The following is a 14,584-nucleotide window of genomic DNA, read 5'->3' as shown; positions in this document are numbered from 1 at the left end:
GCGGCAGTCACGTGGCCGCACCCCCGCCCCGGCGTGGCGCGCCCACTCCGCCCCATCGCTCAGCAAAGTTGAGCGAGCGGCGCTCATAGCTGTTGACTCCGTCCACCGGGTCGTGCATCCTTGAGCCTGTAAAGCTCAACTCTTCCGTGGAGGTATCTACGATGGCACGCGCGGTCGGCATCGACCTCGGTACGACGAACTCGGTCGTCAGCGTTCTGGAGGGTGGCGAGCCCACCGTCATCACGAACGCCGAGGGCGCTCGGACCACGCCGTCCGTCGTCGCCTTCGCCAAGAACGGCGAGGTCCTCGTCGGCGAGGTGGCCAAGCGCCAGGCGGTCACCAACGTCGACCGCACCATCCGCTCGGTCAAGCGCCACATGGGCACCGGGTGGAAGATCAACATCGATGGCAAGGACTTCAACCCCCAGCAGATCTCGGCCTTCGTGCTGCAGAAGCTGAAGCGGGACGCCGAGGCGTACCTGGGCGAGACGGTCACCGACGCCGTCATCACCGTCCCGGCGTACTTCAACGACTCGGAGCGCCAGGCCACCAAGGAGGCCGGCGAGATCGCGGGCCTGAACGTCCTGCGCATCGTCAACGAGCCGACCGCGGCCGCCCTGGCGTACGGCCTGGACAAGGACGACCAGACCATCCTGGTCTTCGACCTCGGCGGCGGCACCTTCGACGTCTCCCTGCTGGAGATCGGCGACGGGGTCGTCGAGGTGAAGGCCACCAACGGTGACAACCACCTCGGTGGCGACGACTGGGACCAGCGCGTCGTCGACCACCTGGTCAAGGTCTTCCAGGGCGGCCACGGCGTCGACCTGTCCAAGGACAAGATGGCCCTCCAGCGTCTGCGCGAGGCCGCCGAGAAGGCCAAGATCGAGCTGTCCTCGTCCTCCGAGACCTCGATCAACCTGCCGTACATCACGGCCTCCGCCGAGGGCCCGCTGCACCTGGACGAGAAGCTCACCCGCGCCCAGTTCCAGCAGCTGACCGCGGACCTGCTGGAGCGCTGCAAGGTCCCGTTCCACAACGTCATCAAGGACGCCGGCATCTCGCTGTCCGAGATCGACCACGTCGTCCTCGTCGGCGGCTCGACCCGCATGCCGGCCGTCGCCGAGCTCGTCAAGGAGCTGACCGGCGGCCAGGACGCCAACAAGGGCGTCAACCCGGACGAGGTCGTCGCCATCGGCGCCGCGCTCCAGGCCGGTGTCCTGAAGGGCGAGGTCAAGGACGTCCTGCTGCTCGACGTCACCCCGCTGTCCCTCGGCATCGAGACCAAGGGCGGCATCATGACCAAGCTGATCGAGCGCAACACCACGATCCCGACCAAGCGCTCCGAGATCTTCACCACGGCCGAGGACAACCAGCCGTCCGTGCAGATCCAGGTCTACCAGGGCGAGCGCGAGATCGCGGCGTACAACAAGAAGCTCGGCATGTTCGAGCTGACCGGCCTGCCGCCGGCGCCGCGCGGCCTGCCGCAGATCGAGGTCACCTTCGACATCGACGCCAACGGCATCATGCACGTCGGCGCCAAGGACCTCGGCACCGGCAAGGAGCAGAAGATGACCGTCACCGGCGGCTCCTCGCTGCCGAAGGACGAGGTCGACCGCATGCGCCGCGAGGCCGAGCAGTACGCCGAGGACGACCACAAGCGCCGCGAGGCCGTCGAGACGCGCAACTCCGCCGAGCAGCTCGTCTACTCGACCGAGAAGTTCATCGCCGACAACGCCGACAAGCTGCCGGGCGACGTCAAGACCGAGGTCGAGACCGCCATCGGCGAGCTCAAGGAGGCCCTGAAGGGCGAGGACATCGCGAAGATCCGCGAGGCCTCGGAGAAGGTCTCCACCACCGCGCAGAAGCTCGGCCAGGCGCTGTACGCCAACGCCGACGCCACCGCCGGTGCCGCCCCCTCCGGTGACTCCGCCCAGGCCAAGGACGACGACGTCGTCGACGCCGAGATCGTGGACGACGAGAAGCCCAAGGGCGGTGCGGCATGACGGACAAGCCGCAGGGCGGCAAGCCCGGCGACGACTCCGCCGCCGAAGAGGCCGTGATCAAGGCTGCCGAGGAGGCCGCCGCGGCCGGCAGCGGGGAGTCCGGTTCGGAGGGTCTCGCCGCCGCCAAGCGCGAGCTCGCCGAGCGCACCGGTGACCTGCAGCGCCTCCAGGCCGAGTACCAGAACTACCGCAAGCGGGTCGAGCGCGACCGGCTGACCGTCCGCGAGATCGCCGTCTCCAACATCCTGGAGTCGCTGATCCCGGTCCTGGACGACATCGGCCGCGCCCGCGAGCACGGCGAGGTCACCGGCGGCTTCAAGTCCGTCGCCGAGTCGCTGGAGACGGTCGTCGCCAAGCTGGGCCTGCAGCAGTTCGGCAAGGAGGGCGAGCCCTTCGACCCGACCATGCACGAGGCGCTGATGCACAGCTACTCCTCGGACGTCACCGAGGACACCTGTGTCCAGGTCCTCCAGCCCGGCTACCGCATCGGCGAGCGGATCATCCGCCCGGCGATGGTGGCCGTCGCCGAGCCCCAGCCCGGCAGCCAGGCGTCCACGGACGCCGAGGCCAAGTCCGCCGACGCGGACAAGTCCGACGGTGGCTCGGACAGCTGACAACCTGTGACGGGTGACAACCAGTGCGCTGCGGAGTCGTACGCCGGCCAGTACGGCGGCCGGCTCCGCAGCGCGCTGTCAGCAGTCGTGCTCGCAGCCGCTGTTGACAGCTCAGTGACGATGGACATCGGGAGGTGGCGTACGCCATGAGTGGCAAGGACTTTGTCGAGAAGGACTACTACAAGGTCCTCGGCGTGCCCAAGGACGCCACCGCCACCGAGATCAAGAAGACCTACCGCAAGCTCGCGCGCGAGTTCCACCCCGACGCCAACAAGGGTGACGCCAAGGCCGAGGAGCGGTTCAAGGACATCTCCGAGGCGTACGACGTCCTCTCCGACGAGAAGCGCCGCAAGGAGTACGACGAGGCCCGCAGCCTCTTCGCCAACGGCGGCTTCCGGGCCGGCGGCGGCCCCGGCGGCACCGGCAGCTACAGCTTCGACTTCGGCGACCTCTTCAGCGGCAGCCAGGGCGGCGCCGGCAGCGGGGGCGGCATCGGCGACGTCTTCGGCGGCCTCTTCAACCGCGGCGGCACCCGGCAGGCCCAGCCCCGGCGCGGCGCCGACGTCGAGACCGAGGTGACGCTCTCCTTCGAGGAGGCGGTGGACGGCGCGACCGTCCCGCTGCGGATGACCAGCCAGGCCCCCTGCCGCAGCTGCAACGGCACCGGCGCCAAGACCGGCACCACCCCGCGGGTCTGCCCGACCTGCGTCGGCGCGGGCACCGTCAGCCGCGGCCAGGGCGCCTTCGCGCTCTCCGAGCCGTGCAAGGACTGCCGCGGCCGAGGCATGATCGTCGACGACCCGTGCACCGACTGCCACGGCAGCGGCCGGGCCAGCTCGGCCCGCACCATGCAGGTCCGCATCCCGGCCGGCGTCCAGGCCGACCAGCGCATCCGGCTCAAGGGCAAGGGCGCACAGGGCGAGCGCGGCGGACAGCCCGGCGACCTCTACGTCACCGTGCACGTCGACCCCCACCCCGTCTTCGGCCGCAAGGGCGACAACCTCACCGTCACCGTGCCGGTCACCTTCCCCGAGGCCACGCTCGGCGCCACCATCGAGGTGCCCACGCTGAACGGCCCCGCCGTGAAGCTCAAGCTGCCCCCGGGCAGCGCCAACGGCCTCACCATGCGCGCCCGCGGCAAGGGCGCCACCCGCAAGGACGGCACCCGCGGCGACCTCCTCGTCACCGTCGAGGTCGTGGTGCCGCAGCACGTCACCGGCGACGCGCTGAACGCCCTCGAGCAGTACCGCGAGGCCACCGCCTCCGACGATCCGCGCGCCGCCCTCTTCCGGGCGGCGAAGGGAGCGTGACGACCAGATGTCCCCGATGAACCCGATCGACCCCGACACCCCGATCGGCCCCGGCCTCGGCGAAGGCCTGCCCGGCACCGGCCCCCGCCGCACCCGCCGCGCCGCCACCGCCCCGCCGGCGTACGTCCTCACCGAGGACACCCCGGTGTACGTCATCTCCGTGGCCGCCGAACTGTCCGGCCTGCACCCGCAGACCCTGCGCCAGTACGACCGCCTCGGCCTGGTCTGCCCCGACCGCACCGCCGGCCGCGGCCGCCGCTACTCCGCACGCGACATCCAGCAGCTGCGCGAGGTCCAGCGGCTCTCCCAGGACGAGGGCATCAACCTGGCGGGCATCAAGCGGATCATCGAGCTGGAGAACCAGGTCACCGCCCTCCAGTCCCGCGTCACGGAACTGGTCGACTCCCTGGAAGGCGCCGCCACCGCCCTCCAACAGCGCGAGGCCGCCGTCCACGCCTCCTACCGCCGCGACCTCGTCCCGTACCAGCCCCCCACCCCGCAGTCCAGCGCCCTCGTCGTCTGGCGCCCCAAGCGCTGACCGGGCACCCACCGGCCGCCGGCCCCTCCTCTCGGGGGGTGCCGGCGGCTGCCGTGTGGTGAGAGAGTGACACCCTGACAAACTGACCGAACGGTCGCACGGTCGACGTGCCGCAGGATTCGCAGCCTAGACTTCAGGGCCGACAGATCCTGAACAGCCCCGGATGGACGGCAAGGAGCCGAAGATGAGTGGACGGGCTCAACTCGGTCCCACCGCGGGTGGGACTCCCGCTCTGTCACCCGAGGCCCGGGCCCTCTACCTGGAGATCGTCAGGGCCGGCGGGCGGGTTTCCTCGGAATCCAGGTGCCACCAGCCCAACACGCTCACCGAACTCCTGGAGATCGGGCTGCTGATGCCCGATGCCGACGAACGCAGCGACTTGGTCGCCGTCGATCCAGCACAACTCTCGGCACGACTGAGCGGTACTTGGCAGCGCCAGGCCCTCGACCTCCTGTCCCGGGCGGTTTCCCTTCCGGTTGAACTCCAGGAGCTTTCCCAGGAATTCCATGCGCCGGAAAAGAGCAGTGGCGCGATCGAATACGTCCAGGGCAAGGTTCTGATAAACCAGAGAATCGACCAACTCATGGCGGCGGGGGTCGAAGAAGCTCTTGCCCTGCAACCGGGCGGACCACGCCCGCCCGAACTGCTGGCCTCGATGATCGAACGCGACCTCGATGCACTGAACAGTGGCACGGCCATGCGCACCATCTACCACGCCAGCACGCGCTACCACCAACCCACCAGGGACTACGTGGCCAGACTTGCGAAGGCCGGTGGGCAGTTCCGCACGCTGGACGAGCCGTACACGCGACTCATCGTCATCAACCGGCGGGCAGCTGTCATACCGGTGGCCGACGACATGACGCTGGCAGCATTCATCTTCGAACCGGTGATCGCCAATTATCTGGCAGAGGAAGTATTCGAACCAAGCTGGAACAGGGCTCTCGAATTCGACGGCAACCGCGCTGTTCCCCAGCAAGTAGTGTCGCGGCTCCGCCAGACCATCATCGACCTGCTGCTCGCCGGGATCAACCACCGGGTCATCGCACGCCGCCTGGGCATCAGTGAACGAACTCTCGCCCGGCACATAGCCGAAATGCGCGAAGACTACAACGTGGAGTCACTGTTCCAGCTCGGATATGCCCTCGCCCGCGCATCAGAGCACTCCTGACAGCAGGAACACACGAGGGATGTCGGCCTCGCCGGGCCAACAGGACTCAGTGCACCGACAATCCCGGGAAGCTCCGCAGTCCGTATCGGGATTAGGACCAGCCGACATCCAAGTCGCTGACCACACCACGCTGCATGGAGACCGTGACCGCGCCCGCCGGAGTGCCCACGTCCGAAGCCGCGGAATACGCAAGAGCCAACAAGGCCACGCCGGCAACCGACATCAATGCGGTCTTGCGGACAAATCGGCGCAGACGAGACATGCACCTACCCCTTCCTCATGCGTACGGCATCAACCGACAAGAGAAGCACTATCGTCCACATGCTGCCTCAAGTCGTACAGACATGCCAAGCCCTACCTCCGCGTCATCTCCCTGCCAGGCATCCACATGACACCGGTGAACCCTGGACGCGACGGCTGTTAGCGATGGACGATCAGTTCGCTCTCGATGGTCCGACAGAGCCCCCAATCCTGGCAATGTTCAATCAAATACGCCATCACCGCCCATCCGTTGTAAGCCGTCCAGCCTGATCACACGCATCCGCTCAAGCAGTGCCCCGATCGCGCCGGAAGGCCACTTCCCCGGAGTCGACATGACCGAGCCCTACCTGCGTCACCACGACAGCCAGGCCCCTGAGGGTCGGCGTGCACGTGTGTTCCTGGCCGCCCCGCTGATGCGACTGACCGGGCCGGCCGACAGCGTGGTGACCCTCGCCAGCCGGACGCGGCTGACGACGCTCCGCACCACCCTCCTCCGCAGCGGTGCCGCCGTGTACAGCGCGCACCACAGCGACGCCTGGACCATCTCCGGCCGCGCGCCGGAGCCCCGCGTCCCCTCCGACTTCCGCGCCCTCCAGTCCGCGGACCTCGTGTTCGCCTACGTCGGCGCCCCGCTCTCGGCCGGCGTGAGCCTGGAGCTCGGCTGGGCGTCCGCGCTGCGCAAGCCGATCGTCCTCCTGGTCGACGAGGCCATCACCCACAACCCGCTGATCGCCACCATCGAGCAGGTCGCCCCCGTCCTCCCGCTGGTCTTCGACGACACCTGGTCGCAGGAGGCCCTCAACCACACGGTCGAGACCGCGCTCGACTGGGCCGGCATGGCGCTCTCCCTGCGCGAGGGCTTCTGGACCGCCCCCGGCGAGCAGTTCAACGTCCCCCGACAGCAGCCCGCCGTCCCCGGCTACTGGCCGACCGGCGCCGCCACCGGCTGAGCAGCGGCTACCCACCGGGCTCCCCCGCCCGGGCTCCCCGCATCTGCCAGCCCAACTGGAACAGCGTCTCCGCGTCGTACAGCTCACGCAGCCGGGCGATGTGACCGGCGACGGTGCGTTCGCTCAGCCCCAACCGGCTGGCGATCGCCCGCTGCGTGAGGCCGCGGGCGAGCAGCCGCCCGACCTGCTCGTGGGCGGCCGGCGCCACCGAACCGGCGGCCAGTGCGGCCCAGTCCACGACATCGGCCTGCTGCCAACGCTGCTCGAAGACGTCGACCACGTACGCGACCACCGCGGGATCCTCCACCACGGCGGCGACCTTGTTGTCAGGGGTCGCCGGGATCACGGCGACGGTGCGGTCGAAGATGAGCGTCCGGCTGAAGGCGGCGTCGAGGACGCGGATCCGCGAGCCGATCCTCGTGGACTCCGCCGCGAACTCGACCTGGTCCCCGTCCAGTCGGGCCTGCGGTTGGTAGATCGTACGCACCGAGCCACCGCGCTCGATGTAGCGGAGCGTATGGGCCAGACCGTCCCCTCGCTGCGCGGGCGGCTGGAACCTGCCCGGCTGGGCGGTCAGGCATTCGTGCGGATAGTCCTTGATGAGCCGGGCGACCAGGTGCCGGATCTCCACCATGCCCGCCACCCTCCGCACCCCGCCCGCCGGTTCCGTCCGACGTGGTGCCGCGTCGTAGGCCTGGGTGAGGTCCTCCAGCAGATCCGGGATGAGAGCGGCCTTGGCGAGCAGGCGGGAACTCTCCTCCCGCAGTTCGGTACCCAGGCGTTCGCCCACGGCCCGGGGGTTGATCGAGGTGTAGAAGCCGTCCGTGGCATGGAGGAGCAGGAGTCCCAGGTCGGCGAGTTGTCTGACCGTCGGCTCGTCCTCGGGACGGATGTCGGCGACGTGGAGGCGGCCGCCGTCCCTGAGGATCTCCCGGTAGAGCTCCCGGGCGGCGGCGTCCGGCAGGTCGGCGTCAGGCATCGTGGGCTCCCCGCATCTGCCAGCCCAGTTGGAACAGCGTCTCGGCGTCGTACTGATCCCGCAGCCGGGCGATGTGGGCCGCGACCGTCCGCTCGCCCAGGCCCAGGCGGGTGGCGATCGCCCGCTGGGTGAGGCCGCGGGCGAGCAGCCGGCCGACCTGCTCGGGCACGGACGGCTCGCTGGAACCGGATGCCAGGGAGGCCCAGTTGACGCCCTCGGCGTCCTGCCAGTGCAGTTCGAAGGTCCGCACCAGGAAGTCGACCACGGCCGGGTCGTCGATGACGGCCGCGCTGGTTACCCCCGGTGCGGCGGCGACCACGGCCACGGTGCGGTCGAAGATCAGCATCTTGGGGAACGAGAACGCCGCGACCCTGATGTGGCAGCCGATCCCGGTCAGCCGGGCAGCCAGTCGGACGGTCGAGGCGTCGAGACGGGCCGCGGACTGGTAGAGGGTACGGATCGAACCGCCCGTCTCCAGGAAGCGGCGGGCGTGGTTCACGGTGTCGTCGGCGGCGTCCACCGGCCGGGCGCCGCCGGGGTGGGCGCAGAGTGCCTCGTGGCGGAGCTCCTCGGAGAGTTGGGAGACCTGGTGCCGGATGTTCTCCATGCCCTCGACGACCCGGGTGCTCCCGGAGCGGTCGCGGCGGCGGGACGCCGCGTCATAGGCGACGGTGAGGTCGCCGAACACGTTCGGGAGTTCTTCGGCCCGTGTCAGCAGACGCGTGCCGGCCGCCCGCAGGTCGGCGCCGATCCGGGCCGTGACCGAGCGCGGGTCCACCGCGCTGAGCGAGCGGTCCAGGACGTACGGCTTCAGTAGCCCCAGGTCCATCAGGGTCTGGACGGTCTGCGCGTCCTCCTCCGCCACGTCCGCGATCCGGATCCGGCCGCCATCGCGCAGGATGGCCAGGTAGAGGGCGCGGGCGGTGTCGTCGGGCAGGGCGAATCCGGTGTCGGTCACAGCCGCTCCCCCCGCATCTGCCAGCCCAGCTGGAACAGTGTCTCGGCGTCGTACTGCTCCCGCAGCCGGGCGATGTGGCCGGCCACGGTCCGTTCGCCCAGGCCCAGGCGGGTGGCGATCGCGCGCTGGGTGAGGCCCTGGGCGAGCAGTCGGGCGATCTGCTGATGGCTGGGCGAGTCGGCGGAACCGGCTGCCAGCGCTGCCCAGTTGACTCCCTCGGCGCGCTGCCAGAGCTGCTCGAAGGTGTCCACCACGAAGGACACCATCGCCGGGTCGTCGACCACGGCGGCGCTGGTGTGATCGGGAGCGGCCGGGATGACGGCCACGGTGCGGTCGAAGACCAGGAAGCGTGTGAACGGGACGTCGAGGATCCGGGTGGTGCAGCCGAGCAGGGCGACCTCGGCGGCGAAGCGGACGGTCGGCGGGTCCAGTCTGGCCGAGGCCTCGTAGAGCGAGCGCACGGTGCCACCGCGCTCGTGGACGCGGCGGGCGCGGTCGAGGGAGTCGGGTAGCAGTTCGGCGGGACGGGGGCCGCCGGGCTGGGCGGTCATCGTCTCGTCGGGGAACTCCTGGGCCAGCAGTTCCAGTTCGTGCCGGATGTCCTCCTTCGCCGTGAGGTAGCGGACCCCGGCCGTGCCGCTCCGCCGTTTCGGGGTCGCGTCGTAGGCGCGGGTCAGTTCGCCCATCAGCTCGGGCAGTTGCTCGGCCTCCACGAGCAGGCGGGCGCTCTGTCGGCGGATCTCGGTGCCGATCCGCTCCGTGGCCGCCCGCGGGTCGACCGCGCTGTACGCCGCGTCCTGCAACTGCGGCACCAGCAGCCCGAGTTCCACCAGCCGTCGGAGCGCAGGCCCGTCTTCCTCGCCGACCTCGGCCGACCGGACCCGGCCGCCCTCGCGCAGGACGGCGAGGTAGAGGGCGCGGGCGGCGGCGTCCGGGAGGGCGGCGGAGAGCGGGGTGGCGGGGGTGTCAGTCATGGTGTTCTCCGCGGAGCTGCCAACCGAGGTGGAAGAGGCTGTGGGCGCCGTAGCGGTCGCGCAGCCGGGAGATGTGGGCGGCGACGGTGCGTTCGCTCACGCCGAGCCGGGTGGCGACGGCCCGTTGGGTGAGGCCGCGGGCGAGCAGCCGGCCGATCCGGACGGTGGTGACGGACGGCGGGTCGAGGTGGCGGTCGGCGGGGGTGGCGCGGGCCCAGTCGCGTTCGAACTGGGCGACCAGGTAGGCGACGGTGGTGGGGTCGGTGAGGAAGGCGGCCCGGTTGCGGTCCTCGTCGGCGGGGATGACGGCCACCGCGCGGTCGAAGACCAGTACCCGCTCGTACGGTTCGGCGAGGACGCGGACCTGGGCGCCGTGCCCGGTGCGCAGCGCGACCTGGCTCCGCGCGGCGGGGTCGGCCAGGGTGACCGGCTGGTAGACGGTGCGCAGCGAGCAGCCGCGGCGGAGCAGCGAGAGGTCCTGGGCGAGGGCCATCCGGAGGGCTTCGAGGGGACGCGGTCCGGGCTGGGCGGCGAGGACCTCCTCCCGGCATTCCGAGACGAGTTCGCCGACCCGCCGGCGGACCTCGGCGGCGTCGTCGACGGTGCCGGCCGCGGGATCGCCGGCACCGGGATCGCCTGCACCGGAGTGGACAGCCGGGAGGTCGACACCCGGGTGGCGGGCGGCGTCGTAGGCGCGGGCCAGTGGCCCGAGGGTGCCCGGGAGCCGCTCGGCGTGCCGTAGCAGGCGGAGGGCGCGGGTGCGCAGTTCGAGGCCGATCCGGTCGCCGAGGGCGCGCGGGCTGGCGGCGGTCCAGCCGGTGGCGGTGGGGGTGAGCAGGCCGCGGGCGACGAGGGCGGCCAGGGTGGGGCGGTCGGCGGGGGCGAGGTCCTCGGGGCGCAGTCGGCCGCCGCCCCGGACGGCGGTGAGGTAGAGCGCCCGCTCGGCCGGGCCCGGCTCATCGGTCATCGCGGGAGCCTCGCATCAGCCAGCCGAGTTGGAAGAGGGTCTGGGCGCCGTAGCGGTCGCGCAGCCGGGAGATGTGGGCGGCGACGGTGCGTTCGCTCAGGCCCAGCCGGGTGGCGACGGCGCGCTGGGTGAGGCCGCGGGCGAGCAGCCGGCCGACCCGGTCGGGGATGGTGCGGGCGGGTGTCTGGCCGGGGGCGGCGGCACCGGCGGTGTCGGCGCGGGCCCAGTCGCGTTCGAAGGTGCCGACCAGGTAGGTGATGGTGGCCGGGTCGGTGATGAAGGCGGCGGTGCTGTTGTCGTCGTTGGCGGAGATCACGGCGACGGTCCGGTCGAAGACGATCAGCCGCTGGAAGGGCTCGTCGAGCACCCGGATGAGCGAGCCGTGCCGGGTGACCTCCTCGGCGTAGGCGAGGGCGGGCGGGTCGGCGAGGGCGACCGGCTGGTAGATGGTGCGCAGCGAGCAGCCGCGCCGGAGCAGTTGGACGTCCTGGAGGAGGGCGACCTGGAGGGTATCGGCGGGCCGGTGGCCGGGTTGCGCGGTGAGGACCTCGGAGCGGCAGTCGGAGACCAGTTGGGAGATCCGCTGGCGGATGTGGACGTGCCCCTCGACGTGGACGGCGCCGCCGGCCCGGTCGGTCGGCCGGGGCATCGCGTCGTAGGCCCGGGTGAGGCCGTCGAGGGCGCCCGGGAGGTTCTCCGCGCGGACCAGCAGCCGGGTGGCCTCGCTGCGCAGTTCGGCGCCGAGGCGGTCGCTGACCGAGCGCGGGCTGACGGCGGTGTAGCAGCGGTCCATCCGGTTGACCATCAACAGGCCGATGTCGATGAGCTGTTGGAGCGCGCCCCGGTCGGCGTCCGCGACCTCGCCGGTGGGGACGCGGCCGCCCTCGGCGATGATGGCCAGGTAGAGCTGCCGGGCGGCCTCGTCGGGCTCCTCGCCCACCGGTCCCTGCTGCGGTGTGACCGCCGGTTCCGCCGTCACGTCGCACTCTCCCTGCCGGACGCCTCTCCCCTGGTGCTGCCCCTGTTCCTCGCCGCGCGGGCCGCGGCACCGGTGGGCCGGGCGGGCTCACGGTGCCGGTGGGCGGTACGGCGTGATCATGGATCAGGCGGTCACGGTACCGGGTGGGACGGCGGACCCCCGGGCCCGGGTGCCGTCGCACGCCGGGTCGTCCGGGGGCCGCCATCGGTACGCCAATGCCAAGGCGCTCCCGTCGAGGCGGAGCAGCAACGCCTCGACGGGTCCGGCCGGGAGGCCATCACCACACATGGTCCCGGCCGGCGCCCTTCCCCCCCGTTCCACCGGTGCGGGTTGTCGCACCTGCGGTCAGTTTCGAAGAGCGAGTCGCCACCATCAGGCTGCGGTTGCCTGGACGACTTGGCGTGCCTCCACCCTCACAGCGTGACGGCCGGTGAACAAGTGCCGCCCGAGTGCATGTTCGCGCAATTGCAGCTATCTGCATCCGGGGGCGGCCGCGGGCGGTTCGGGCGGTGGGGCGGATTCCGGTGGGAACCCGGGCCTGGAAGGGGAGTCGGCGCCGACCGGCACTTCCGCCGGGCCGCCGGGCGCGGTCGTCCCGGCCGTGCACGTTCCTGCATCCGCGGCGTGCTCCTGAGCCGTACCGTCCGCGCGCGGGGACGGGCCCCGCACCACGCGGACGGCCGCCCCGGGCGACGGGCTTCTCAGCGGGCCAGCAGCCGCCCCCGCGCGAGCCCGGCCGCGGTGCCGCCCGCGGCGAGCACCCAGGCGGACGCCAGCAGCAGGTACAGGCCGACGGCCAGCGCGCTGAAGCCCGCGAAGCCGGTGTGCCGGGCGAGCGCGGAGGCGCCGGTGACGCAGGTGCCGACCGGGAAGGTGTACGCCCACCAGGTCATCGCGAACGGCATCCCGGCCCGCCGGGCCCGCAGGTTGGCGGCGAGCGCGACGGCCAGCCAGAGCATCGCGACGCCGATCACCGCCACGCCGTACAGCTCGGCGAGGTCGGTCATGGCGGGGGCCAGCGCGGGCAGTACCGGGCGGGCGGCGTCGGCGAGCTGGTGGACCGCGGTGACGGACTGGCCGAGCGGGCCGAGCACCAGGAACAGCGTGGGGGTGAGCGCCAGGGCGGGCAGCCTGCTGTGGAACAGCCCGGTGAACACCACCGGCAGCAGCACCAGGGTGGCCAGCAGGCCGACGCCGAACAGCGCCCAGCAGCCGTACAGCATGGCCTGCTGGGCCGTTCCGGCCGGCAGGTGCGGGACGAGCGCCGGGCCGCAGGCGGAGGCGACCAGCGGGGCGACCACCGGCAGCAGCCAGGTCGGGTTGGCCTCCAGGGCGGAGACCCGGTGCCGGGTGATCATCAGGTACGGGATGCCGCCGGCCACGGCCAGCGCGTACACGGTGCCGAGGCTCCACAGCACCGCGTCCAGGGCGACCGCCGGGCCGGTGCCGATGACCCGGGAGCCGAGCAGCATGGTGCCCAGTCCGACCGAGAGCAGCGCCATCGGCGGACAGCCGTAGAAGACCGCGGTCGCCGGGTTGTCCAGCAGCTGGGCGCGGGCCGCCTCGCGGTGCCGGGTGAGGTGGACCAGCCGGGCCCCGGCCAGCACCAGCAGGGCGGCCAGCGCGAGCGCCCACAGCACCTCGCCGAAGCCGGTCAGCCCGGGCGGCCGCACCGGCAGGACGGCGGCGCCGTTCGCCAGGATCGCGGTGCCCATCACGGCTGCGTACCAGTTGGGGCCGAGCTGGGCGAGGTCGGGCCGGCGGCGGGCGGCGGGGCGGGCGAGGGGTCGGATACCGGCCAGAGTGGACATGCTCCCACCGTCGCCCGGAGGGCCCGGCGGCCGGTAGCGCCGGGGCTTCTATGGGGGCATAGCCTGGATCTATGCCCCTCTCCTCGCACGTCCCCGAACTCGGCGCCCTGGAACTGCTGCTCGCGGTGGCCCGGCTGGGCAGCGTCGGACGGGCGGCGGCCGAGCTGGGCGTCAGCCAGCCGACCGCCAGCGCCCGGATCAAGGGCATGGAGCGGCAGATCGGCGTCGCGCTGCTGGACCGCTCGCCCCGGGGCAGCCGGCCGACCGAGGCGGGCCGGCTGGTGGTCGAGTGGGCCCGGCAGGTGGTGGAGGCGGCGCAGGCGCTGGACGCCGGGATCGACGCGCTGCGCGAGCGGCGGGACGCCAAGCTGCGGGTGGTGGCCAGCCTGACCGTCGCCGAGTACCTGATGCCCGGCTGGCTGCTGGGCCTGTCCGAGGCCAGCCCGGGCACCGCGGTGACGCTGCGGACGGCGAACTCGGCGGAGGTCGCCGGGCACGTCCTGGCCGGGGACGCCGACCTCGGCTTCGTCGAGGGCCCGTCCACCCCGCCCGGGCTGGCCGGCGCGGTGGTGGCGGCGGACCGGCTGGTGGTCGTGGTGGCGCCCGGCCACCCGTGGGCGCGCCGCCGCGCTCCGCTGACCGGGACCGAGCTGGCGGCCGTCCCGCTGGTGCTGCGCGAGCCCGGCTCGGGCACCCGGGAGGTGCTGGAGGCGGCCCTGAAGCCGTACGGGGGCGCGGCGCGGCCCCGGATGGAGCTGGCCTCGTCGACCGCGCTGAAGGCGGCGGCGATGACCGGGGCGGGGCCGGTCTGCCTGAGCGAGCTGGCCGTGGTGGAGGAGCTGGCCACCCGGCGGCTGGTCGAGGTGCCGCTGGTGGAGGAGCTGGACCTGCGGCGGCCGCTGCGCGCGGTCTGGCCGGCCGGGCAGCGGCCGAGCGGGCCGGCCCGGGAGCTGCTGGGGCTGACCCGGCGGCCCGTCGGGCGTCCGGCGGCACGTCGGCTTCCCCCGGCCTGAAGAAGCCCTGTCCGGGACAGGTTGAGCGGAATAGACTCAACTTAGTGCATGCTGTA

14 protein-coding genes are annotated in these 14,584 nt (G+C 72.1%); 7 read left to right on the top strand and 7 right to left on the bottom strand.

All coding sequences use genetic code 11. The features are described 5' to 3' along the window. The first annotated feature begins 161 nt into the window (after positions 1–161). From dnaK to ACWDCZ_RS00525, 5 genes are all read left to right on the top strand, one after another. On the top strand, positions 162–2,003 hold the full coding sequence (dnaK, locus tag ACWDCZ_RS00545) for a molecular chaperone DnaK (protein WP_074001854.1): 1,842 nt from the start codon (positions 162–164) through the stop codon (positions 2,001–2,003). Continuing rightward, positions 2,000–2,617 (top strand): nucleotide exchange factor GrpE, encoded by a 618-nt coding sequence (grpE, locus tag ACWDCZ_RS00540; RefSeq protein WP_049650422.1) that lies wholly within the window; start codon positions 2,000–2,002, stop codon positions 2,615–2,617. The genes dnaK and grpE overlap by 4 nt, the downstream gene beginning before the upstream one ends. Positions 2,618–2,763: 146 nt before the next feature. Further along, positions 2,764–3,927 (top strand): molecular chaperone DnaJ, encoded by a 1,164-nt coding sequence (dnaJ, locus tag ACWDCZ_RS00535; RefSeq protein ID WP_049650429.1) that lies wholly within the window; start codon positions 2,764–2,766, stop codon positions 3,925–3,927. A gap of 7 nt (positions 3,928–3,934) precedes the next feature. Then, positions 3,935–4,465 (top strand): heat shock protein transcriptional repressor HspR, encoded by a 531-nt coding sequence (locus tag ACWDCZ_RS00530; RefSeq protein WP_274538676.1) that lies wholly within the window; start codon positions 3,935–3,937, stop codon positions 4,463–4,465. Between the two features lie 163 nt (positions 4,466–4,628). Continuing rightward, a complete protein-coding gene (locus ACWDCZ_RS00525) occupies positions 4,629–5,636 on the top strand; it encodes a helix-turn-helix transcriptional regulator (RefSeq protein ID WP_117488668.1) in 1,008 nt (335 codons plus the stop codon). A gap of 91 nt (positions 5,637–5,727) precedes the next feature. On the opposite strand, the gene ACWDCZ_RS00520 is transcribed toward ACWDCZ_RS00525, so the two are convergent. Further along, positions 5,728–5,898 (bottom strand): hypothetical protein, encoded by a 171-nt coding sequence (locus tag ACWDCZ_RS00520; protein WP_181970623.1) that lies wholly within the window; start codon positions 5,896–5,898, stop codon positions 5,728–5,730. 331 nt (positions 5,899–6,229) lie between these two features. On the opposite strand from ACWDCZ_RS00520, the gene ACWDCZ_RS00515 reads away from it, so the two are divergent. After that, complete coding sequence (locus ACWDCZ_RS00515; protein ID WP_143204511.1) at positions 6,230–6,847, top strand: TIR domain-containing protein; 618 nt, start codon at positions 6,230–6,232, stop codon at positions 6,845–6,847. Positions 6,848–6,854: 7 nt separating this feature from the next. Here the strand turns inward: ACWDCZ_RS00515 and ACWDCZ_RS00510 are convergent, their stop codons facing one another. The 6 genes from ACWDCZ_RS00510 to ACWDCZ_RS00485 form a co-directional block, all read right to left on the bottom strand. Next, positions 6,855–7,826, bottom strand: a complete 972-nt coding sequence (locus ACWDCZ_RS00510) for a LuxR C-terminal-related transcriptional regulator (protein ID WP_117488670.1) — start codon at positions 7,824–7,826, stop codon at positions 6,855–6,857. Further along, on the bottom strand, positions 7,819–8,784 hold the full coding sequence (locus tag ACWDCZ_RS00505; protein ID WP_449814825.1) for a LuxR C-terminal-related transcriptional regulator: 966 nt from the start codon (positions 8,782–8,784) through the stop codon (positions 7,819–7,821). The genes ACWDCZ_RS00510 and ACWDCZ_RS00505 overlap by 8 nt, the downstream gene beginning before the upstream one ends. After that, the gene (locus ACWDCZ_RS00500) at positions 8,781–9,758 is read right to left on the bottom strand and encodes a helix-turn-helix domain-containing protein (RefSeq protein WP_416876139.1); all 978 of its coding nucleotides are present in this window, start codon (positions 9,756–9,758) and stop codon (positions 8,781–8,783) included. Before ACWDCZ_RS00500 ends, ACWDCZ_RS00505 begins: the two co-directional genes overlap by 4 nt. Beyond that, a complete protein-coding gene (locus tag ACWDCZ_RS00495) occupies positions 9,751–10,725 on the bottom strand; it encodes a helix-turn-helix transcriptional regulator (protein ID WP_375875067.1) in 975 nt (324 codons plus the stop codon). Before ACWDCZ_RS00495 ends, ACWDCZ_RS00500 begins: the two co-directional genes overlap by 8 nt. After that, complete coding sequence (locus ACWDCZ_RS00490) at positions 10,715–11,704, bottom strand: LuxR C-terminal-related transcriptional regulator (RefSeq protein WP_049650416.1); 990 nt, start codon at positions 11,702–11,704, stop codon at positions 10,715–10,717. Before ACWDCZ_RS00490 ends, ACWDCZ_RS00495 begins: the two co-directional genes overlap by 11 nt. Before the next feature lie 701 nt (positions 11,705–12,405). Beyond that, the gene (locus ACWDCZ_RS00485; RefSeq protein WP_049650415.1) at positions 12,406–13,515 is read right to left on the bottom strand and encodes a TDT family transporter; all 1,110 of its coding nucleotides are present in this window, start codon (positions 13,513–13,515) and stop codon (positions 12,406–12,408) included. Positions 13,516–13,586: 71 nt separating this feature from the next. Between ACWDCZ_RS00485 and ACWDCZ_RS00480 the strand changes: the two genes are divergently transcribed. Further along, a complete protein-coding gene (locus tag ACWDCZ_RS00480; RefSeq protein ID WP_049650414.1) occupies positions 13,587–14,528 on the top strand; it encodes a LysR family transcriptional regulator in 942 nt (313 codons plus the stop codon). Positions 14,529–14,584: the final 56 nt, after the last annotated feature.

The sequence above is a fragment of the Kitasatospora sp. NPDC001225 genome, assembly GCF_053597855.1.
Note: the sequence above shows the minus strand (reverse complement) of the source record. Positions and strands in the feature narration are given on the sequence as shown.